We start from the raw sequence: 19,216 nt of genomic DNA, 5'->3' as shown, positions 1-19,216 counted from the left end.
CAGGCTTGAATCCGTGGGTAACCCGGCAGGACGCCGGGTTAGCCGTCCTGGGCCAAGGATGGCCCATGACGGCGGCCCACGGATTCAAGCCGGAGTGAGGGCACACCGAGCCCAAGCGAGGTGCCGAGTGGTGGGGCAAGAGCCTTTTGGTTACTTTTGGGCTCTTTCCAAAAGTGACCCGCCGTAAGGGCGGAACCAATAGCCGCCGTTACCCAAATAACGGATATGTACACGGGTCAACCCCAACAGCCTGGTCGGCCCAAAGGCCGCCACGGCAACAAACTGTTTTGTGATCTGCCCAAGATAGCCTACTTGGCCGCCGACACCCGCCACACCGTATTCCCCACATCATCCGCCACCAGCAAGCCCCCCTGCTGATCAATCACCACACCCACCGGCCGGCCCATGGCCTTTTCATCCTTATCGAGAAACCCGGTCAGCACATCCACCGGCTGCCCCTTCGGTTTTCCACCTTCAAACGGCACGAAGATCACCTTATAACCACTGTGCGGCTTGCGATTCCACGAGCCATGCTGCCCGATAAACGCGCCCTGGGTGAACGGCGCCGGGAGTTTGCTGCCTTCGGCAAAGGTCAGGCCCAACGAAGCGGTGTGCGGGCCGACCGCGTAGTCCGGCGCAATCGCCTTGGCTACCAGGTCCAGGTTCTGCGGCGTGACGCGCACATCCACATGCTGGCCGTAATAACTGAACGGCCAGCCATAGAAGCCGCCATCCTTGACCGAGGTGATGTAGTCAGGCACCAGGTCGCTGCCGATCTCGTCACGCTCGTTCACCGCCGTCCACAGTTTGCCGCTCTTTGGTTCCCACGCCATGCCGTTCGGGTTGCGCAGGCCGGAGGCGAAGAGGCGGTGCTGGCCGCTGGCGCGATCCACTTCCCAGATCGCCGCCCGGCCCTGTTCCGCGTCAAGCCCGTTTTCGCCGACATTGCTGTTGGAGCCCACGCTCACGTACAGCTTGCTACCGTCCTTGCTGGCCACCACGTTTTTGGTCCAGTGGTGGTTCAGCGGGCCGCCCGGCAGGTCGACGACTGTCGTGCCGGCGTCCTTGATCGCGGTTTCACCCGGTTGATAGGCGAAGCGCAGCAGCTTGTCCGAGTCGGCCACGTACAGGTCGTTGCCGACCAGCGTCATGCCAAAGGGGGAATTGAGATTTTCCAGGAACACGCTACGTGTCTCCGCGACGCCGTCGTGGTCGGCGTCACGCAGCAGCGTGATACGGTTCGGGCTTGGCACGCCGGCGCCGGCACGGCCCATGACTTTCTCCATGACCCAGCCCCGGATCCCTTTGGCGTCGTCCGGTTTGGGCGGCGCGTTGGTTTCCGCCACCAGCACATCGCCGTTGGGCAGCACATACAGCCAGCGCGGATGGTCCAGGCCTTCGGCGAACGCCGCCACCTGGGTGCCGGCGGCGGCTGTCGGCTTCACGCCCTCGGGCCAGCCGATGGCCGGGGCGATATTGACGGTGGGGATCAGGGTTTTGTTCGGTTCGGGCAACTGGGGCGACGGCCCGGTACCGTCGGAGACCTGAAGGGTGGAGCTTTCACCGCAGGCCGCGAGGCTGCCGGCGACCATGATGAGTAGGGCGAGTCTTGTTTTGTGCATGGTGTACTCCTTGATACCTGTAAGGGTAGAGGAGGGCGACGGTGCGATGGTTCAAGTGCACCACCAGCTTTAATTGACGCTCCACCCCCAACCCACTAACCTTCGCGGCTTGTTCCAGGTGCTCTGTGGCGTGCGCGTCGACAGAGTGAAACAGGGAAGCCGGTGAGCGAGCGCACTTGTACACAGTGCTGCCGCGATCCCGGCGCTGCCCCCGCAACGGTAAATGAGTCAAGACGCTGCCTTTATTGCCACTGTATCCGTGTGATATGGGAAGGCGCAGCGTTGGCCTGCTGTGCATGCAGCGGCCACTCATGAGCCCGGAGACCGGCCTGAAACATCCAACAGCATCACGGTGGGCGATGCTTGGCTGTCTGTTTTTTGTTTTTTCCTGCCCGCCGTTTTTGTCCAGCCCCAACGGAGAGCTGCCATGACCGATTCCCCCGACCGCGACGAACGCCACCTGGCGCGCATGCTGCGTAAAAAAGCCGTGATCGACGAACGCATCGCCAATTCCCCCAACGAGTGCGGCTTGCTCCTGGTGCTGACCGGCAACGGCAAAGGCAAGAGCAGCTCCGCGTTCGGCATGCTCGCCCGGGCCATGGGCCACGGTATGCAGTGCGGCGTGGTGCAGTTCATCAAGGGACGCCACAGCACGGGCGAAGAATTGTTCTTCCGCCGTTTCCCCGAGCAGGTGCGTTTCCACGTCATGGGTGAAGGCTTCACCTGGGAAACCCAGGACCGCCAGCGCGACATCGCCGCCGCCGAAGCGGCCTGGGCGGTGTCCCGCGCGATGCTGCAAGACCCGAGCATTGGCATGGTGGTGCTGGACGAACTCAACATCGCCCTCAAGCACGGCTACCTCGACCTGGACCAAGTGCTCGGCGACCTGCAAGCCCGGCCGCCGATGCAGCACGTGGTGGTCACCGGCCGTGGCGCCAAGCCTGAGTTGATCGAGATGGGCGACACCGTCACCGAAATGGGCATGCTCAAGCACGCGTTCCAGGCCGGCATCAAGGCACAGAAGGGCGTCGAACTTTGAATCAGCCCCGTCATTGCCCGGCCGTATTGATCGCCGCACCGGCGTCCGGCCAGGGCAAAACCACCGTCACCGCCGCGCTCGCCCGTTTGCACCGCAACCTGGGGCGCAAGGTACGCGTGTTCAAATGCGGCCCGGACTTCCTCGACCCGATGATCCACGAACGCGCCAGCGGTGCGCCGGTGTATCAATTGGACATGTGGATGGTGGGCGAGCAGGAAAGCCGTCGTTTGCTGTGGGAAGCCGCCGGTGAGGCGGACCTGATCCTGATCGAAGGCGTGATGGGCCTGTTTGACGGCACACCTTCCAGTGCCGACCTGGCGCGCCACTTCGGCGTGCCGGTATTGGGCGTGATAGACGGCACGGCCATGGCCCAGACCTTCGGCGCGTTGGCGCTGGGCCTGGCGCGCTATCAGCCGGATCTGCCGTTCGCCGGCGTGCTGGCCAACCGCGTCGGCACCCTGCGCCATGCGCAATTGCTGGAAGGCAGCCTCACCGAGGGCCTGCGTTGGTACGGCGCGCTGTCCCGCGAAACCGGTATTGAATTGCCTAGCCGTCACCTGGGCCTGGTGCAAGCCAGCGAACTGAATGACCTCGATGTACGCCTGGACGCCGCCGCCCAGGCGTTGGGCAGCAGTTGCGAAGTGGCCTTGCCGCCGCCGGTAACCTTCGCTGCGCCACAGGTGGTCAATGCTGAGCCGCTGCTCAATGGCGTGCGTATCGCCGTGGCCCGTGACGAAGCCTTCGCCTTCACCTACGGCGCCAGTCTTGACCTGCTGCGGGCAATGGGCGCCGAGTTGAGTTTCTTTTCTCCGATCCATGACCACGCCTTGCCCGACGCCGACAGCCTCTATCTACCCGGCGGTTACCCGGAGCTGCATCACCAGGCCCTGTCGGCAAACACGCCGATGCTCGACGCGATCCGCGCTCACCACGCGGCCGGTAAACCCTTGCTCGCCGAATGCGGCGGCATGCTCTATCTGCTCGACTCGCTCACCGATGTCGACGGCACCCGCGCCGAACTGCTCGGTCTGTTGCAGGGCGATGCGGTGATGCAGAAGAAGCTGGCGGCGTTGGCGTTGCAAAGTGTGGAGCTGCCGGAAGGCACGTTGCGTGGCCATACCTATCACCATTCCCTGACCAGCACTGAATGCCAGCCGATTGCCCGTGGCCTGAGCCCCAATGGCGGGCGCGGGGCCGAGGCTGTTTACCGACAAGGGCGGATGACGGCTTCCTACGTGCACTTTTACTTTCCATCCAATCCATCGGCGGTGGCTGCATTATTTGCGCCGGATCTTGAGACCGCTATCGCAGGCAAGCCAGCTCCCACATCGGCAGCGTTCGCAGATCAAAATGTGGGGGCGGCGGTGCGACGATTCGACTTGCTCGCGAAGAGGCCATGACTGACAACGCCTTCCCCCAGGCCGACCGCGACGCCGTCTACCGCGCCATCGCCGAACGCCGCGACATGCGCCACTTCAGCGGCGGCACGGTGGCTCCCGAATTGCTGCACCGCCTGCTCCAGGCCGCGCACCAGGCACCCAGCGTGGGCCTGATGCAGCCCTGGCGTTTTATCCGTATCAGCGACCGCCAACTGCGCGGGCAAATCCAGCAACTGGTGGAAGAAGAACGCATCCGCACCGCCGAAGCCCTGGGCGAGCGTTCCGATGCGTTCATGAAACTCAAGGTCGAGGGCATCCACGACTGCGCCGAAGTGCTGGTGGCCGCGTTGATGGACGATCGCGAGCGGCACATTTTCGGCCGTCGTACCTTGCCGGAAATGGACATGGCCTCGCTGTCCTGTGCAATTCAGAATCTGTGGCTGGCGGCCCGCGTCGAAGGGCTGGGCATGGGCTGGGTCTCGCTGTTCGAGCCACAAGCGCTCGCCGACCTGCTGGGTTTGCCGCCTGGCGCAAAACCCCTGGCCGTGCTGTGCCTGGGCCCGGTGACCGAGTTCTACCCGGCGCCGATGTTGCAGCTCGAAGGCTGGACCGAACCCCGGCCGCTGAGTGACATGTTGTATGAGAATGTGTGGGGAGTGAGTCAATGAGTGTGGCCTTGCTGTGTGTGGCTGCAGTGGCGCTGGATGCGCTGCTGGGCGAGCCCAGGCGCTGGCATCCGCTGGTGGCGTTCGGCAATTTCGCCGGGCGCATCGAGCAACGTTTCAACAGCGGTGGCCGCGGTTGGCGCAGCCATGGCGTGACCGCGTGGTTTATTGCCGTGGTGCCGCTGACCTTGCTGGCCACGGCGTTGTCGTGGGCGCCCTATATCGGCTGGGTCCTGGAGATCCTGACGTTGTACCTCGCCCTTGGCATGCGCAGCCTGGGCGAGCATGTACTCCCGGTGGCCCAGGCCCTGCGCAGCGATGACCTGGAAGAGGCGCGCACGCGCGTGAGCTATCTGGTCAGCCGCCAGACCAATGAGTTGGACCCTACCGAAGTCGCCCGCGCGGCCACCGAATCGGTGCTGGAAAACGGCAGCGATGCGGTGTTCGCCGCGCTGTTCTGGTTTGTGGTCGCCGGCGTGCCGGGCGTGGTGCTGTACCGCCTGAGCAACACCCTCGACGCCATGTGGGGCTATCGCAACGAACGCTTTGAGCGCTTCGGTTGGGCGGCCGCAAAAATCGACGATGTGCTGAACTATATTCCCGCACGCCTGGTGGCATTGACCTACGCCGTGCTGGGCAAGACGCGCCTGGCGCTGCGTTGCTGGCGCACCCAGGGGCCGACCTGGGACAGCCCCAATGCGGGGCCGGTGATGGCCGCCGGTGCGGGAGCCTTGAGCGTTGAGCTGGGTGGTCCGGCGATCTATCACGGCGAAGTGCACCAGCGCCCGCAGTTGGGCGAAGGTCCGGCGGCGGATGCCGATTCGATTGAGCGGGGCTGGCAACTGGTGCAGCGCGGCGTATGGTTGTGGCTGCTGATCCTGTGCGTGGGGGCGCAATACTATGCTTGAACACGGTGGCCGGCTGCGCAAGGCAGCGATTCAGTACGGGATAGCCGAGGCCGACTGGCTGGACCTGTCCAGCGGCCTCGCGCCCTGGCCCTGGCCGATCCCCGAGATCCCCCTGCGGGCCTGGGCGCGCCTGCCGGAAACCGACGACGGCCTGGAGCAGACCGCAAGCGCCTATTACGGCGCCGCGCATTTATTGCCGGTGCCTGGTTCCCAGGCGGCCATCCAGTTGCTGCCACGCCTGCGCCGCTCCGGCAAGGTCGGCGTCCTCTCGCCGTGCTATGCCGAACACGCCGAGGCCTGGCGCCGAGCCGGTTACGTGGTGCGCGAAGTGCAAGAGCAGGAAGTTGATTTCTTTCTCGATGTGCTCGACGTGCTGGTGGTGGTCAACCCCAACAATCCCACCGGCTTGAGCCTGGCTCCCCAGCGTTTGCTGGACTGGCACTCGCGGCTGGCCCAGCGCGGCGGCTGGTTGGTGGTGGACGAAGCGTTCATGGACGTGACCCCCGAACTGAGCCTTGCGGGCCAGGCGCATCAGGTCGGCCTGATTGTGTTGCGCTCGTTCGGTAAATTCTTCGGCCTGGCCGGCGTGCGGCTGGGCTTTGTATTGGCCGAGCGCAAGCTGCTCAAGTTGCTGGCCGAACAGGTCGGCCCTTGGGCGGTCAGCGGGCCCACGCGGGTGCTGGGCCAGGTGTGCCTGCGCGACAGCGCCGGGCATGCACGGCAGCGCGCACGGTGCATCGAGGCCGCCCAGCGCTTGTTCGACATGCTTGAGGGCCATGGCTTTTACCCCCAGGGCGGTTGCGCCCTGTTCCAGTGGCTGATCACGCCTCACGCCGAGCGCATGCACGAGTTCATGGCCCAGCGCGGCATCCTGCTGCGCCTGTTCGTGCATGACAGCAGCCTGCGTTTCGGCCTGCCCGGCACCGAGGCCGACTGGCTGCGCCTGGACCAGGCCCTGGTCGCCTACAAGGACGCGACATGAGTACGCTGATGGTGCAAGGCACCACCTCTGACGCCGGCAAGAGTACGTTGGTGACGGCGCTGTGCCGCTGGCTGGTGCGCCAGGGCGTGGCGGTCGTGCCGTTCAAACCGCAAAACATGGCGCTTAACAGTGCGGTGACCGCCGAAGGTGGCGAAATCGGCCGCGCCCAGGCGGTGCAGGCCCAGGCCGCCAACCTGGCGCCGCACACCGACATGAACCCGGTGCTGCTCAAACCCAACAGCGACACCGGCTCCCAGGTGATCATCCACGGTCGCGCCGTGACCAGCATGAACGCGGTGGCCTATCACGACTACAAAGCCATCGCGATGCAGGCGGTGCTGGCCTCCCATGCACGCTTGAACCAGGCCTACACCGTGGTGATGGTGGAAGGCGCCGGGTCGCCCGCGGAAATCAATCTGCGCGCCAATGACATCGCCAACATGGGCTTTGCCGAAGCGGTGGACTGCCCGGTACTGCTGATCGCCGATATCAATCGCGGCGGGGTGTTCGCCCACCTGGTCGGCACCCTGGAGCTGCTCTCGCCAACGGAGCAGGCGCGGGTCAAAGGGTTCATCATCAACCGTTTTCGTGGTGACATCGCCCTGCTGCAGCCGGGCCTGGATTGGCTGCAAGCGCGCACGGGAAAACCCGTGGTGGGCGTGTTGCCCTACGTGATGGACCTGCATCTGGAAGCCGAAGACGGCATCGACAAACGTCAGGTCGACAAGGCTGCCCAAGTGCTCAAGGTGGTGGTGCCGGTGTTGCCGCGCATCAGCAACCACACGGATTTCGACCCGCTACGCTTGCATCCGCAGGTGGACCTGCAATTCATCGGGCCAGGCCAGCCGATCCCCGCTGCCGACCTGATCATCCTTCCCGGCTCGAAAAGCGTGCGCAACGACTTGGCCTATCTGCGCGCCAATGGCTGGGATGTCGCTGTGTCACGGCATCTGCGCTATGACGGCAAAGTGCTCGGCATTTGCGGCGGCCTGCAGATGCTCGGCGAGCAGGTGCACGACCCGCTGGGCCTGGAAGGGCCGGCAGGCTCGAGTGACGGCCTGGGGTTGCTGGCGTTCAGTACCACGCTTGCGCAAGAGAAACAGCTGCGCAATGTGCGCGGTCGCCTGTTGCTGGAGGACGCCGAGGTCAGCGGCTATGAGATTCATGCGGGCGTGACGTGCGGCGAAGCCTTGGCGAACGCGGCGGTGCGCCTGAACGACGGGCGCAGCGATGGCGCCCAAAGCGCGGACGGGCAAATTCTCGGGACCTACCTGCATGGCCTGTTCGAAACCCCGGCCGCGTGCAGCGCCTTGCTGCGCTGGGCGGGTTTGCAGGACGTGCAGGAAGTGGATTACCACGCGTTGCGCGAGCGGGATATCGAGCGCTTGGCTGACTTGGTGGAAAACTATCTGGACACTGAATTGTTGCGCAAACTATGCGGGATTCAGCAGTGAGTGAATGCACTGACTATTCAACGGATGCACTGCAATCCAAATGTGGGAGCGGGCTTGCTCGCGAATGCGGTGGTTCAATTAAAGCGCCGGCGACTGACACACCGCATTCGCGAGCAAGCCCGCTCCCACAGGGGATCTTGCCAGTGTCAAAAAAACCACCGGCGAAACAAGGTGTCATCCTATGCATCAACTAATCCTCGGCGGCGCTCGTTCCGGCAAAAGCCGTCTCGCCGAAAAGCTCGCCAGCGACAGTGCCTTGCCCGTCACGTACATCGCCACCAGCCAAGCGCTGGATGGTGAAATGAATGAGCGTGTAGCCCTGCATCGCCAACGTCGCCCGGACCACTGGGGCCTGATCGAAGAGCCCATCGAGCTGGCGCGCGTGCTGCGTGAAAACGCGGCGCCCGGGCAGTGCCTGCTGGTGGACTGCCTGACCCTGTGGCTGACCAACCTGCTAATGCTCGAAGACCGCGCGCGCTTGGCGTTCGAGCGCGACCAAGTGCTGGAAAACCTGGCCGCGCTGCCGGGTGAAATCATTTTTGTCAGCAACGAGACCGGCCTAGGTGTCGTGCCGCTGGGCGAATTGACTCGCCGCTATGTGGATGAAGCCGGTTGGCTGCATCAAGCCTTGGCCGAGCGCTGTCAGCGTGTGGTCCTGACCGTTGCCGGCCTGCCCCTGACTTTGAAAGGTACTGCGTTATGACGGAAACCTGGTGGCTCAACCCTTGTAAGGCGGTTGACGCTCAAGCGTACGAAGAAGCCCTGGCACGCCAACAGCAATTGACCAAGCCGGCCGGCTCCCTCGGCCGATTGGAAGCGCTGGCGGTGCAATTGGCCGGCCTGCAGGGCCAGGTCAAGCCGTCGGTGGATCAGCTGTGGATCGCCATCTTCGCCGGCGATCATGGCGTGGTTGCCGAAGGCGTGTCGGCGTTTCCCCAGGCGGTCACCGGGCAGATGCTGCATAACTTTGTCACCGGCGGCGCGGCCATCAGCGTATTGGCGCGGCAGTTGGATGCACCGCTGGAAGTGATCGACCTGGGCACGGTGACGCCAGCCCTGAACCTGCCCGGCGTGCGTCACCTGACTATCGGCGCGGGCACCGCCAACTTCGTCAAAGGCCCGGCAATGACCGAGGCCCAAGGGCAACTCGCCCTGCAGGCCGGTCGCGACAGTGCGCGGCGCGCGCTGGCAGCGGGGGCGCAGCTGTTTATCGGCGGCGAGATGGGCATCGGCAACACCACCGCCGCCAGCGCGCTGGCCTGTGCGTTGCTCGAATGCCGGGTCAGTGACCTCACGGGGCCAGGCACCGGGCTGGATGCCCAAGGCGTCAGCCGCAAGGTGGCGGTGATCGAGCGTGCATTGGCCTTGCATGCCGGGCAGCGCGGTGATGCATTGCACACGCTGTTCAACCTCGGCGGCTTTGAGATTGCTGCGCTGGTGGGTGCGTACCTGGCGTGTGCCCAGGACGGCGTGGTGGTGCTGGTGGACGGGTTTATCTGCAGCGTCGCGGCGCTGGTCGCCACACGCTTGAACCCGGCCTGCCGTGAATGGTTGGTGTTCGGCCATCGCGGCGCCGAGCCCGGCCATCATCACGTGCTGCAAAGCCTTGACGCGCAGCCGCTGCTGGAACTGGGCTTGCGCCTGGGCGAAGGCAGCGGTGCGGCATTGGCGGTGCCGTTGTTGCGCCTGGCCTGTGCGCTGCACGGGCAGATGGCGACGTTCGCCGAAGCCGCCGTGGCGGACCGCCCGGCATGACCTTGCGCCTGGACCTGCTGCGCCACGGCGAAACCGAACTGGGCGGCGGCTTGCGCGGCAGCCTGGACGATGCCCTCACCGCCAAGGGCTGGGCGCAGATGCGCGCGGCGGTGGCGCAGCAGGGGCCATGGGACCGCCTGGTCAGTTCGCCGCTGCAACGGTGCGCGCGGTTTGCCGAAGAACTGGGCGCTCGGCTCAACCTGCCGGTGACCCTGGAAAAAGACCTGCAAGAGCTGCACTTCGGCGCCTGGGAAGGGCAGAGTGCGGCGGCCTTGATGGAGACCGATGCGCAAGGGCTGGGTCTGTTCTGGGCCGATCCCTACGCTTTTACGCCGCCGCGGGGGGAGCCTGTCATTGAGTTTTCCCAGCGAGTGCTCGGCGCAGTCGCACGCTTGCATCAAGCCCATGCCGGTGAGCGTGTGTTGTTGATCAGCCATGGCGGTGTGATGCGGCTTTTGCTGGCGCAGGCGCGCGGCTTGCCTCGGGAGCAACTGTTGAATGTCGAGGTCGTTCACGGTGGGCTGTTCAGCCTGCAGGTCTGCGCGGACGGCGTGCTCAAGGAAGTTGTGTAGCCATGCTGCCATTCTGGATCGCCCTGCAATTTCTCAGCAGCCTGCCGATTCGGCTGCCGGGCATGCCGCAACCTCAGGAGATGGGGCGCTCCCTGTTGTTTTATCCCGTGGTCGGCTTGTTGTTCGGCCTGTTGTTGTGGGCCTTGAATACGGTATTGATGGGCGCACCGCTGTTGCTGCACGCCGCGCTGCTGCTGACGGCCTGGGTGCTGCTCAGCGGCGGCCTGCATCTGGACGGCCTGGCGGACAGCGCCGATGCCTGGCTGGGCGGCTTCGGCGATCGCGAGCGTACCCTCACGATCATGAAAGACCCGCGCAGCGGGCCGATTGCCGTGGTCACCCTGGGTTTGGTGCTGCTGCTCAAATTCGCCGCGCTGGTGGCCTTGATCGAGCAACACAACGGCGCTGCATTGATCCTGGTGCCGTTGATCGGGCGCGCATCGATGCTCGCGCTGTTTCTCACCACGCGCTACGTGCGCGCCGGCGGATTGGGCCAGGCATTGTCGGATCATTTACCGAGGATCGTCGGCCAGCAGGTCCTGATTCTCAGTGGCCTGGCCTGCATCCTGATCGGCGGTTTCAACGGCGGGCTGGCCGTATTGTTCGCCACCCTCTGTTTTGTGGCGCTACGCCGGCTGATGATTAAGCGCCTGGGCGGCACGACCGGCGACACCGCCGGGGCACTGCTGGAGCTGCTCGAAACGGCGGTGGTGGTCGCGCTGGCGCTGTAACACTTTCTTGCATTTCCTTAATCGCGGGTATATACACGTTCCATGCTTGCCTCCCAATGTTTGTGCACCAACCTGCGACGTGCCGCCCGTGGCGTCAGCAGGCACTACGACGGCGCCCTTGATGGCTTCGGGATCAACGTCGCCCAGTATTCGTTGCTATGCAACCTGCAGCGACTCGACCAGCCGAGCATTTCCAGCCTGGCGGACGCCATGGGTCTGGACCGCAGCACCTTGGGTCGCAACCTGCGGGTGCTGGAAGGCGAGGGCCTGGTGCGGTTGGTGGAGGGCGATGACCTGCGCAATCGCCTGGTGGTGTTGACCGAGCACGGTGAAGCACGACTCACCGCGGCATTACCCGCCTGGGAAGCGGCGCAACAGAAATTGATCGATCGACTCGGCGCGCAAAAACGCGAAACCCTGTTGGCCTTGCTGGATGAACTCGCCTGAACGCGGGTTTGTTCGCCTACAAGCGGGTATATACCCGCGGCGGAGAATAAGAAATGACCTCGATGTGGCGCACCAGTGGCTGGATTCTTTTAGGAAGTGCGCTGATCCTGGCACTGTCGTTGGGCGTGCGGCACGGTTTCGGCCTGTTCCTGGCGCCGATGAGCAGCGAGTTCGGCTGGGGCCGTGAAACCTTCGCCTTCGCCATTGCATTGCAGAACCTGATCTGGGGCCTGGCGCAGCCGTTCACCGGCGCCTTGGCCGACCGTTTTGGTGCGACTAAAACAGTGTTCGTCGGCGGCGTCCTGTACGCGGTGGGCCTGGTGTTGATGGGTATGTCCGATTCAGCGTTGACGCTGTCCCTCAGCGCTGGCTTGCTGATCGGTATCGGCCTGTCCGGCACCTCGTTCTCGGTGATCCTCGGCGTGGTCGGCCGTGCCGTTGCGCCGGAAAAACGCAGCATGGCGATGGGGATCGCGAGCGCCGCGGGTTCCTTCGGCCAGTTTGCGATGGTGCCGGGTACACTGGGGTTGATCAGTTGGCTGGGCTGGTCGGCCGCATTGCTTGCGCTGGGCCTGATGGTGGCGTTGATCCTGCCGCTGGTCGCCATGCTCAAGGACCGGCCATTGCCGGCAATGGTCGGCCAGCAAAGCTTGCGTGAAGCGTTGAAGGAAGCCTGCTCCCACTCCGGTTTCTGGCTGTTGGCCTTTGGCTTTTTTGTCTGTGGCTTCCAAGTGGTGTTTATCGGCGTGCACCTGCCGGCCTATCTGGTGGACCAGCACCTGCCGGCCACCACCGGTACCACGGTGCTGGCGCTGATCGGCCTGTTCAATATCTTCGGCACCTACACCGCCGGCTGGCTTGGCGGGCGCATGTCCAAGCCGCGCTTGCTGACCGGTTTGTACGTGCTGCGGGCAGTGGTGATCGTGCTGTTCCTGTGGGCGCCGGTCACCGAAGTCACGGCCTATCTGTTTGGCATGGCCATGGGCTTTTTGTGGCTGTCCACCGTACCGCTGACCAACGGCACCGTCGCGACGCTGTTTGGTGTGCGAAACCTCTCGATGCTCGGTGGGATCGTATTCCTGTTTCATCAGATCGGCTCGTTCCTGGGTGGCTGGCTGGGCGGAGTGGTCTATGATCGCACCGGCAACTACGATTTGATCTGGCAAGTGGCGATCCTATTGAGCCTGCTCGCCGCCGCCCTGAACTGGCCGGTGCGCGAGCGGCCGGTGGCGCGATTGCAGGCGCAGATGGAGGCGGCATGAGCATAGCGGTGCGCGGTTTGATACTCCTGGCGGGGCTGGGTTTGCTCCTGCTGGGCTGGCTGGGCTGGCAACACGGCGGGCTGGCGTTGATGCAACTGGGTATGTCGATCTGTTAAGTTCGTAGCCTGAATACAGACAAGGACATAACCATGCCGATGCGTTGGCTCGCTGTACCCGTCCTCATGGCCGTTGCCAGTGCCGCAATGGCCGCCAGTTGCCCGCCGTTGCTGGAAGGGCAATTGCCCAAGCTGCGTGCGAAAGAATCCATCGACCTGTGCCAGCGCTTTGCCGGCAAGCCCCTGGTTATCATCAACACCGCCAGCTTTTGCGGTTTCGCCCCGCAATTCAAAGGCCTTGAAGCGTTGTATCAACGCTACAAGGACGAAGGGCTGGAAGTGATTGGCGTGCCGTCCGACGACTTCAAGCAGGAAGCCAAGACGGGCGAAGAGACGGCCAAGGTGTGTTACGTCAATTACGGCGTGACCTTCACCATGACCGAGCCCCAGAAGGTCAAGGGGCCGGATGCGGTGCATTTGTTCAAGGTATTGGCGCAGCAGAGCAACGCGCCGAAGTGGAACTTCTACAAGTATGTGGTGGATCGGCAGGGCAAGGTGATTGCCGACTTTTCCAGCTTGACCAAGCCGGACAGTCCGGAGTTGATCAAGGCAGTGGAACAGGCGATAGCGTCCAAGCCTTGAGATCAGCCATTAAAAAGCCCCGCCTCCTTTGCAGGAGAGCGGGGCTTTTTTGCACCGGTCTGGATCAGAAGGTGTAGGTCATGCCCAGGCCGAAACCGTTGGCACTGTTTTCGTACTTGGCGCGGTAGCTGGCGGTCGACGGAGCATCCGCAGTTTGGTTGATCTTGACGTCTTCTTCTTTCAGGTAAGAGTACGCCAGGTCGATGGTCATGTTATCCATGACCTTGTAGCCCAGGCCGACGCTGAAGATCGTACGGTCGCCCGTCGGAATGCGCGGCGAACGGTCGGTGTTGTTGGTCGGCGACTGGTCGAACGTCAGGCCGGTACGCAGCACCACCTGCTTGGTCAATTGGTAGGAGGTACCCACCGCGTAGGCCCAGGTATCGTGCCAGTTCTGCTCTTCGGTGATGGAGCGCAGTTGGCTGGTCGCCAGCGCGCCGCCGGCAGCCGTCACGCCTTCGTTGTCGACGGTGATTTCCTTCAGGCGGCTCCAACGGGTCCAGGTCGCACCACCATAGAGTTTCCAGGCATCGGTCAGGTCTTGAGTGACCGAGAGGTCGTAGGACTCTGGGGTGTCGATTTTCAACGACGCGTCATAGCGGTTGTTACGCAGGAATGGCTGGGTCGCCGCCGGGCCGCTGACGGTGGTGTGGCCTTCCAGCTTGTATTTGACTTTCGAGTGGTAGGTCAGGCCGACACGGGTGGTATCGGTGGCCTGAACCAGGACGCCGACGTTGAAGCCCAGCGCAGTATCGTCGCCTTTGATTTTGACGTTGGTATCGCTGACGGCAGGGTTCAGCGTCCGATCCGATTCCAACACGCCGGAAATCCGGTTGAAAGTCGGGCCAAAACCGATGGATACGCGGTCGTTGAACGCGTAGCTGACCGTAGGCTGGAAGGTCATCACCTTCACTTCGCTCTTGCTGCCGAAGCCACGGCCCTGGAAGCCGTTTTCATAGTCGGTCACCAGGCCGAACGGCGCATAGACACCGAAGCCGACAGCCCACTGATCGTTGAGTTTGTTGGTGTAGAAACCAAATGGCACCGCGGTGAACGGAACCATGTCACCTTTGTTGGAGCCGCGAGAGTTGCCGCCGGTGTCGCTGATATCGGTCGACGCATCAATCGCCGCAACGCCACCGGTGATCTGCTGCCCATTCAGGCGAGCCATACCGGCAGGGTTGCCAAACACAGTGCTTGCATCATCGGCAGAAGAAGAGCGGCCTGCGAAACCCGTACCCATCCCGCTGACGCTCTGTTCGTTCAGTGCGAAACCGCTTGCAAACAGGTGGGAGGATGCCATGGCAACGGCGAGGCTAAGTGTGGTCTTGAGCATTACTTTTTTCATTATTAGAACTCCGTGGTGATCACCGCTGCGGAAAGTAACAATAATTTTGAGATCGCGCTATAGGCTGTAATGCAGGAGATAGAGCGGTTTTGTAGGACAATCCGACCAGAATTCCGGGTTTTTGGCGAACCTTGCAAATTGCCCGGTCAGCAAACCACGTGATTCATGGGCGAAACACAGGTTTGCCACGCTTGAGTGAAATCGCGCAGCCGACCTTGAGGGTGAAATATTTCTTTCCAGATACGCGCCATAGCCAGCACATCCCCGGGCGGTGGCAGTGCGGGGCTGTGTTGTTCCACCAGAAGCCAGGCGATGGCCGTGGCGTAACGCAGGTTTACGGTCAATTCGAGTTGCGGAGCGCTGAGGAATGCGTGCTGGCTTGCGAGCCCACGTACCAGGCTGGCGCGCTCGGGGTCCAGCGCCAGGTAGCCATCCCACAAGGCGCGGTGGCGCGGTTCGGTGATGCTGTACAGGCCATGCCCGCGTCGGTCGTGCAAGGCGGAACCCAGTTCCGACTGGCTGGCGGCAATGCCCAGCAGCAAGGACTCAGCCGTCGAGTCCTGGCGGCCGAGGTACGACAAGGTTGGCCGGATCACATAACGACACAATTCGCTGGCAGCGATACCCATAGACGCCTCAACCCGTGAAAGTGGTCGGCGGGGCCTGAGGGGGCTTGGCAGCAGTGGATCGGATCTCAGGCTCGCCGGAAGCGGATCATGCCGCTCGAGTTGAAGTGTAGTGTCATATTTGTGGTGTAAAGGATTGTTTTTAAATCATCTTCGTCATTCAGTTATAACGGTTATACCGTTCTGAACTTAGTGCAAAAGCTCAATACACAAATCACGGGCAATAAAAAACCCTGCTTGTTAAACAGGGTTTTTGCGTTTCAGCGACTCGGGTCGATCAGGCGGTCAATGCCTGACGGGTACGCTCGATCACGGCCTGCAGCGGTTCTGCGCTGGAGTATTGATCGGGGTACAGGCGTTCGCTGTGACGAGCGATGCCGTGTTCGTTGACCAGGGTGAAGCTGAAGCAGCCTTTGCGAGCGGCCATGATCAGGCAGTTCATTGGAGCAAAAGCGTTGGTGAGGGTGCGGATGGCATCCTGAGTATGGATTTGGGCGTTCATGATTATTGGTGTTCCTACAAATGACACAGATAAGAACCGTGCCGTATTAAAACGTTCCAGTGACGTTGATCACCATTGATCAAACGAAGAACCCGACTGGAACAAAGCAGCCAGTTTGAAGCGCTGTTAAATTAGGCGCGCTTGGGCTGGCAGGTAGGTACTTAGGAGGGCAGGCAGCACAACAGGGGCAAAGGTTCTGGGCCCAGGGTGAAGATCCTGATCAATTTGCAGGTTGGTTCGGTCAGAGTATTGAAACTTCGCGACACCCTTTGCTTGTTCAAAGGCAGTGTCGTCGCAAGTGATACCTGGAAACCATCGAGGTGGTCGATCCCGTGTGGTGCAGGGGAGTGGTTCGACCAGAATTGACTTTCAGCTTGGTACTAACGCCGCGGATAGTAACGGATTGAAACCGGCAAGGGAAGTGCATGGGTAAAAAAACTTCAATCAGCCGCCCAGCAGGCCCTGATACACCAGCACCGCCGTCGCCGCTGCCAGTGAGCAGCCCAGCCCGTAGGCGGCGAGGGTCAGGCGCAGGGACTGGCCGGTCTCGACCACTTTCATCACGTCGCCCATGTCATTGATCCGGCCTTCACCCAGTTCGATGCAAAGGCTGACGGCAGTAAAAGCCGCCGACAGCAGGATCGCAATGGCGAACAGCGCTCCATCCGGAGAGGGCAGTGCCGCGTTGATCCCCAGAGAGACAGCGCAGATCGCCAGTAGCAACACGGCGAACACCAGCATTCCTTTCATCGACCCACCCACCGTTTCGCTGTAGGGCGGGGAGTGTGGCGAGCCGGGGCCGATTTGAAAAGTGTTTGGTTTGCCCTGGCCGTAACAATTTTTGCGGCAAATGGCTTCAAAGAGCGCCGTTGATATAACCATCGGATGGGTACTTGTGCACATTGGTCGCGATGCGTGTAACCCAACCGCCAGCGCCGCAGCAAGGCCCCCATTTGCCTGCAATGAAAATTTAAGTCAATGAAAAATCGGGCTTTTTTTTATTGGTGAAAAAATCGTCAGTTTGACTGCGGCCCCCGTTCCATGGGGCTTTGCGCGGGTTGGAAGAGGGTTGTCCACTGAGTTATCCACAGCTTCTGTGGATTGTCCCGAGCGCTTGCTCTAGCACGGGCGTGCAGGGTTTTTTCAGCTTTACCTGTGTGAAAAAAAGAGTAGAGTGGCGCGCCTTCCGTTCTGTCCCACAGTGCTTTATGAAGTTTCGCTCAGTATCACCTTCTGTTACCGACGCCCCTCAGACTGTTACCGTCCCTAAGCGCTTCTCGTTGAAGGTCGCCTTGTGGTTACTCGACAGTCCGCGCCTGGGCCATAGCACCAACGTCAAGCACTTCGCCGGGCGTTTGCTCAAGCAACCAGCCCGTGAAGGGGTGGTTATCGCACAAAGCCGCCTGGGCCAACTGATGTGCCGTGAGTGCGGGAATGCCCGTGACCGCCGCATTGGCCATGACCTGCTGCGCCTCGCGGCGCGCGCCGGTGACCTGCGCGCCCAGCGTGAACTGGGCCAGGTCGAAGACTGAGCTGTCCTCAGGCTCTGTGCTCCGTTAACCTTGTTTTTTTTCGGTAATGGCAGAATCGTCTATGGTTTTTGACTGGACCAGTATTGCCCTGGGCCTCGCTGGCGCTGCCGTGCCTTTATTGGCCGTGTGCTGGCAACTCCAGCGACGACTGACCGCGCGCATGACCGGCTGGGAATTGCTTGAAGAGCGCCTCGCCACCGCGCTGTTGGCCCAGGAAGGCCTCGCCGCGCAGTTGGATGCCAGCCGCGATGAGATCAGTGACCTGAGCCACGCCAATGCGGCCAAGCAAGCTGACCTGGCTGCTGTGCGCCGCGAAGTCGAATTGCTGCAGATCGACCGCGACAATGCCCGCGACGCCGCCCACGCCTGGAACCTCGACCGCAGCGCCAAGGAGACTGAGCTGCGCCGCCTCGATGCGTTGTCGGCGGCCTTGCGCGCCGAACTGCGTGAGCAGCAGGAGAGCCATCAACAACGCCTCGCCGACCTGCAGGGCTCGCGGGATGAGCTGCGTGCACAGTTCGCCGAATTGGCCGGCAAGATTTTCGATGAGCGCGAGCAGCGCTTCGCCGAAACCAGCCAGGAACGCCTGGGCCAGTTGCTCGACCCGTTGAAGGAGCGCATCCAGTCGTTTGAAAAACGCGTGGAAGAAAGCTACCAGAATGAGGCGCGCGAGCGTTTTTCCTTGGCCAAGGAGCTGGAACGCCTGCAGCAACTGAACTTGCGTCTGTCAGACGAGGCCACCAACTTGACCCGTGCCCTCAAGGGTCAGAAAACCCAAGGCAACTGGGGCGAGCTGATCCTGGAGCGGGTGCTGGAGCACGCAGGCCTGGAAAAAGGCCGCGAGTACCAGACCCAGGTCAGCCTCAAGGGGCCGGACGGCGAACGTTTCCAGCCGGACGTGTTGATCATGTTGCCCGGCGACAAGCAGGTGGTGGTGGACTCCAAGGTCAGCCTTACCGCTTATCAACAGTACGTGGCGGCGGATGATGAAGTGATTGGTCAGGCAGCGCTGAAACAACATGTACTGTCGCTGCGCAATCACGTCAAAGGCCTGGCCGGCAAGGATTACAAACGCCTGGAAGGTCTGCACAGCCTGGATTTCGTGTTGTTGTTCGTGCCGATCGAAGCGGCGTTTTCCGCCGCATTGCAGGCTGAACCGAACCTGTTCCAGGAAGCGTTCGACCGCCATATCGTGATCGTCAGCCCGACCACTTTGCTCGCCACCCTGCGGGTGATCGACAGCCTGTGGAAACAGGAGCGCCAAAGCCAGAACGCCCGGGAAATTGCCGAACGCGCCGGTTGGCTGTACGACAAGTTCGTGCTGTTCATCCAGGACCTGGATGAAGTGGGTAATCGTTTGCAGCAGTTGGATAAGGCTTACAGCGCGGCGCGAAACAAGCTGACCGATGGGCGCGGAAACCTGGTCAGTCGCACCGAGCAATTGCGGCTGCTCGGTGCTCGGGCGAGTAAAAGTTTGCCGGCGGATCTGTTGGAGCGGGCGATGACCGATTCCGATGGCGTAGCCCACCTGCCTGAATAGAATGCGGTCCTGTGGGAGCTGGCTTGCCTGCGATAGCAAGGGCGCAGCATAGGTATCTACACAACCTTCAAAGGCTGACAAATCTCCCTGTAGTGAGCGGGCTTGTCCCGCGGTGGGTGGCGAAGCCGCCCCCAATAAAGACACCGCGCAGTTT

General features: G+C 62.3%; 20 protein-coding genes and 1 riboswitch. Of the genes, 15 read left to right on the top strand and 5 right to left on the bottom strand.

Annotated elements, in window-relative coordinates:
• Nucleotides 1-308 precede the first annotated feature (308 nt).
• Complete coding sequence (locus tag H0Z09_RS26010) at nt 309-1,622, bottom strand: sorbosone dehydrogenase family protein (RefSeq protein ID WP_186694567.1); 1,314 nt, start codon at nt 1,620-1,622, stop codon at nt 309-311.
• A 99-nt stretch (nt 1,623-1,721) separates the two neighbouring features.
• Nucleotides 1,722-1,970: riboswitch (cobalamin riboswitch) on the top strand.
• A 79-nt stretch (nt 1,971-2,049) separates the two neighbouring features.
• Between H0Z09_RS26010 and cobO the strand changes: the two genes are divergently transcribed.
• From cobO to H0Z09_RS25945, 13 genes are all read left to right on the top strand, one after another.
• Complete coding sequence (cobO, locus tag H0Z09_RS26005) at nt 2,050-2,661, top strand: cob(I)yrinic acid a,c-diamide adenosyltransferase (RefSeq protein WP_186694566.1); 612 nt, start codon at nt 2,050-2,052, stop codon at nt 2,659-2,661.
• Entirely contained in the window at nt 2,658-4,061 is a 1,404-nt protein-coding gene (locus H0Z09_RS26000; RefSeq protein WP_186694563.1) for a cobyrinate a,c-diamide synthase, read from the top strand. Before cobO ends, H0Z09_RS26000 begins: the two co-directional genes overlap by 4 nt.
• Nucleotides 4,058-4,708 carry a 5,6-dimethylbenzimidazole synthase gene (gene bluB, locus H0Z09_RS25995; RefSeq protein WP_186694561.1) on the top strand — a complete coding sequence of 217 codons (651 nt, stop codon included), beginning with the start codon at nt 4,058-4,060 and terminating at the stop codon, nt 4,706-4,708. Before H0Z09_RS26000 ends, bluB begins: the two co-directional genes overlap by 4 nt.
• On the top strand, nt 4,705-5,613 hold the full coding sequence (gene cbiB, locus H0Z09_RS25990; RefSeq protein WP_186694559.1) for an adenosylcobinamide-phosphate synthase CbiB: 909 nt from the start codon (nt 4,705-4,707) through the stop codon (nt 5,611-5,613). Before bluB ends, cbiB begins: the two co-directional genes overlap by 4 nt.
• Nucleotides 5,606-6,595: a threonine-phosphate decarboxylase CobD gene (gene cobD / locus H0Z09_RS25985; protein ID WP_186694557.1), complete on the top strand. Its 990-nt coding sequence runs from the start codon at nt 5,606-5,608 to the stop codon at nt 6,593-6,595. The genes cbiB and cobD overlap by 8 nt, the downstream gene beginning before the upstream one ends.
• Nucleotides 6,592-8,049, top strand: a complete 1,458-nt coding sequence (locus H0Z09_RS25980; protein WP_186694555.1) for a cobyric acid synthase — start codon at nt 6,592-6,594, stop codon at nt 8,047-8,049. Before cobD ends, H0Z09_RS25980 begins: the two co-directional genes overlap by 4 nt.
• Before the next feature lie 181 nt (nt 8,050-8,230).
• Nucleotides 8,231-8,752 (top strand): bifunctional adenosylcobinamide kinase/adenosylcobinamide-phosphate guanylyltransferase, encoded by a 522-nt coding sequence (gene cobU / locus H0Z09_RS25975; RefSeq protein ID WP_186694553.1) that lies wholly within the window; start codon nt 8,231-8,233, stop codon nt 8,750-8,752.
• Entirely contained in the window at nt 8,749-9,804 is a 1,056-nt protein-coding gene (gene cobT, locus H0Z09_RS25970) for a nicotinate-nucleotide--dimethylbenzimidazole phosphoribosyltransferase (protein WP_186694551.1), read from the top strand. Before cobU ends, cobT begins: the two co-directional genes overlap by 4 nt.
• Nucleotides 9,801-10,376, top strand: coding sequence for an alpha-ribazole phosphatase family protein (gene cobC / locus H0Z09_RS25965; protein ID WP_186694549.1), 576 nt, complete (start codon nt 9,801-9,803; stop codon nt 10,374-10,376). Before cobT ends, cobC begins: the two co-directional genes overlap by 4 nt.
• A 2-nt stretch (nt 10,377-10,378) precedes the next feature.
• The gene (locus H0Z09_RS25960) at nt 10,379-11,107 is read left to right on the top strand and encodes an adenosylcobinamide-GDP ribazoletransferase (RefSeq protein WP_186694547.1); all 729 of its coding nucleotides are present in this window, start codon (nt 10,379-10,381) and stop codon (nt 11,105-11,107) included.
• A 42-nt stretch (nt 11,108-11,149) separates the two neighbouring features.
• Complete coding sequence (locus H0Z09_RS25955; protein ID WP_186694545.1) at nt 11,150-11,554, top strand: MarR family winged helix-turn-helix transcriptional regulator; 405 nt, start codon at nt 11,150-11,152, stop codon at nt 11,552-11,554.
• Between the two features lie 62 nt (nt 11,555-11,616).
• A complete protein-coding gene (locus H0Z09_RS25950; protein WP_169376557.1) occupies nt 11,617-12,816 on the top strand; it encodes an MFS transporter in 1,200 nt (399 codons plus the stop codon).
• Between the two features lie 149 nt (nt 12,817-12,965).
• Nucleotides 12,966-13,514, top strand: coding sequence for a redoxin domain-containing protein (locus H0Z09_RS25945; protein WP_186694543.1), 549 nt, complete (start codon nt 12,966-12,968; stop codon nt 13,512-13,514).
• A 64-nt stretch (nt 13,515-13,578) separates the two neighbouring features.
• On the opposite strand, the gene H0Z09_RS25940 is transcribed toward H0Z09_RS25945, so the two are convergent.
• The 4 genes from H0Z09_RS25940 to H0Z09_RS25925 all read right to left on the bottom strand — a co-directional run bounded on the left by H0Z09_RS25940 (nt 13,579) and on the right by H0Z09_RS25925 (nt 16,740).
• A complete protein-coding gene (locus H0Z09_RS25940) occupies nt 13,579-14,862 on the bottom strand; it encodes an outer membrane protein transport protein (protein ID WP_076952948.1) in 1,284 nt (427 codons plus the stop codon).
• Between the two features lie 146 nt (nt 14,863-15,008).
• A complete protein-coding gene (locus H0Z09_RS25935) occupies nt 15,009-15,491 on the bottom strand; it encodes a hypothetical protein (RefSeq protein ID WP_186694540.1) in 483 nt (160 codons plus the stop codon).
• Nucleotides 15,492-15,765: 274 nt separating this feature from the next.
• Complete coding sequence (locus H0Z09_RS25930; RefSeq protein WP_005790139.1) at nt 15,766-15,990, bottom strand: hypothetical protein; 225 nt, start codon at nt 15,988-15,990, stop codon at nt 15,766-15,768.
• A 444-nt stretch (nt 15,991-16,434) separates the two neighbouring features.
• A complete protein-coding gene (locus tag H0Z09_RS25925) occupies nt 16,435-16,740 on the bottom strand; it encodes a hypothetical protein (protein WP_076952950.1) in 306 nt (101 codons plus the stop codon).
• Nucleotides 16,741-17,198: 458 nt separating this feature from the next.
• Here H0Z09_RS25925 and H0Z09_RS25920 point away from each other — a divergent pair, with 458 nt between their 5' ends.
• A complete protein-coding gene (locus H0Z09_RS25920) occupies nt 17,199-17,522 on the top strand; it encodes a sel1 repeat family protein (protein WP_186694538.1) in 324 nt (107 codons plus the stop codon).
• A 175-nt stretch (nt 17,523-17,697) separates the two neighbouring features.
• Nucleotides 17,698-19,062 (top strand): DNA recombination protein RmuC, encoded by a 1,365-nt coding sequence (gene rmuC, locus H0Z09_RS25915; protein ID WP_165448115.1) that lies wholly within the window; start codon nt 17,698-17,700, stop codon nt 19,060-19,062.
• Nucleotides 19,063-19,216: the final 154 nt, after the last annotated feature.

This window comes from Pseudomonas sp. SWRI18 (assembly GCF_014268345.1).
Lineage (GTDB): Bacteria > Pseudomonadota > Gammaproteobacteria > Pseudomonadales > Pseudomonadaceae > Aquipseudomonas > Aquipseudomonas cedrina.
This window is presented reverse-complemented; position numbering and strand designations above follow the sequence as displayed.

Coding starts and splice junctions, on each gene's coding strand:
- H0Z09_RS26010 (WP_186694567.1), bottom strand. CDS start 1,622: ATGCACAAAACAAGACTCGCCCTACTCATCATGGTCGCCGGCAGCCTC.
- cobO (WP_186694566.1), top strand. CDS start 2,050: ATGACCGATTCCCCCGACCGCGACGAACGCCACCTGGCGCGCATGCTG.
- bluB (WP_186694561.1), top strand. CDS start 4,058: ATGACTGACAACGCCTTCCCCCAGGCCGACCGCGACGCCGTCTACCGC.
- cbiB (WP_186694559.1), top strand. CDS start 4,705: ATGAGTGTGGCCTTGCTGTGTGTGGCTGCAGTGGCGCTGGATGCGCTG.
- cobD (WP_186694557.1), top strand. CDS start 5,606: ATGCTTGAACACGGTGGCCGGCTGCGCAAGGCAGCGATTCAGTACGGG.
- H0Z09_RS25980 (WP_186694555.1), top strand. CDS start 6,592: ATGAGTACGCTGATGGTGCAAGGCACCACCTCTGACGCCGGCAAGAGT.
- cobU (WP_186694553.1), top strand. CDS start 8,231: ATGCATCAACTAATCCTCGGCGGCGCTCGTTCCGGCAAAAGCCGTCTC.
- cobT (WP_186694551.1), top strand. CDS start 8,749: ATGACGGAAACCTGGTGGCTCAACCCTTGTAAGGCGGTTGACGCTCAA.
- cobC (WP_186694549.1), top strand. CDS start 9,801: ATGACCTTGCGCCTGGACCTGCTGCGCCACGGCGAAACCGAACTGGGC.
- H0Z09_RS25960 (WP_186694547.1), top strand. CDS start 10,379: ATGCTGCCATTCTGGATCGCCCTGCAATTTCTCAGCAGCCTGCCGATT.
- H0Z09_RS25955 (WP_186694545.1), top strand. CDS start 11,150: ATGCTTGCCTCCCAATGTTTGTGCACCAACCTGCGACGTGCCGCCCGT.
- H0Z09_RS25950 (WP_169376557.1), top strand. CDS start 11,617: ATGTGGCGCACCAGTGGCTGGATTCTTTTAGGAAGTGCGCTGATCCTG.
- H0Z09_RS25945 (WP_186694543.1), top strand. CDS start 12,966: ATGCCGATGCGTTGGCTCGCTGTACCCGTCCTCATGGCCGTTGCCAGT.
- H0Z09_RS25940 (WP_076952948.1), bottom strand. CDS start 14,862: ATGAAAAAAGTAATGCTCAAGACCACACTTAGCCTCGCCGTTGCCATG.
- H0Z09_RS25935 (WP_186694540.1), bottom strand. CDS start 15,491: ATGGGTATCGCTGCCAGCGAATTGTGTCGTTATGTGATCCGGCCAACC.
- H0Z09_RS25930 (WP_005790139.1), bottom strand. CDS start 15,990: ATGAACGCCCAAATCCATACTCAGGATGCCATCCGCACCCTCACCAAC.
- H0Z09_RS25925 (WP_076952950.1), bottom strand. CDS start 16,740: ATGAAAGGAATGCTGGTGTTCGCCGTGTTGCTACTGGCGATCTGCGCT.
- H0Z09_RS25920 (WP_186694538.1), top strand. CDS start 17,199: ATGAAGTTTCGCTCAGTATCACCTTCTGTTACCGACGCCCCTCAGACT.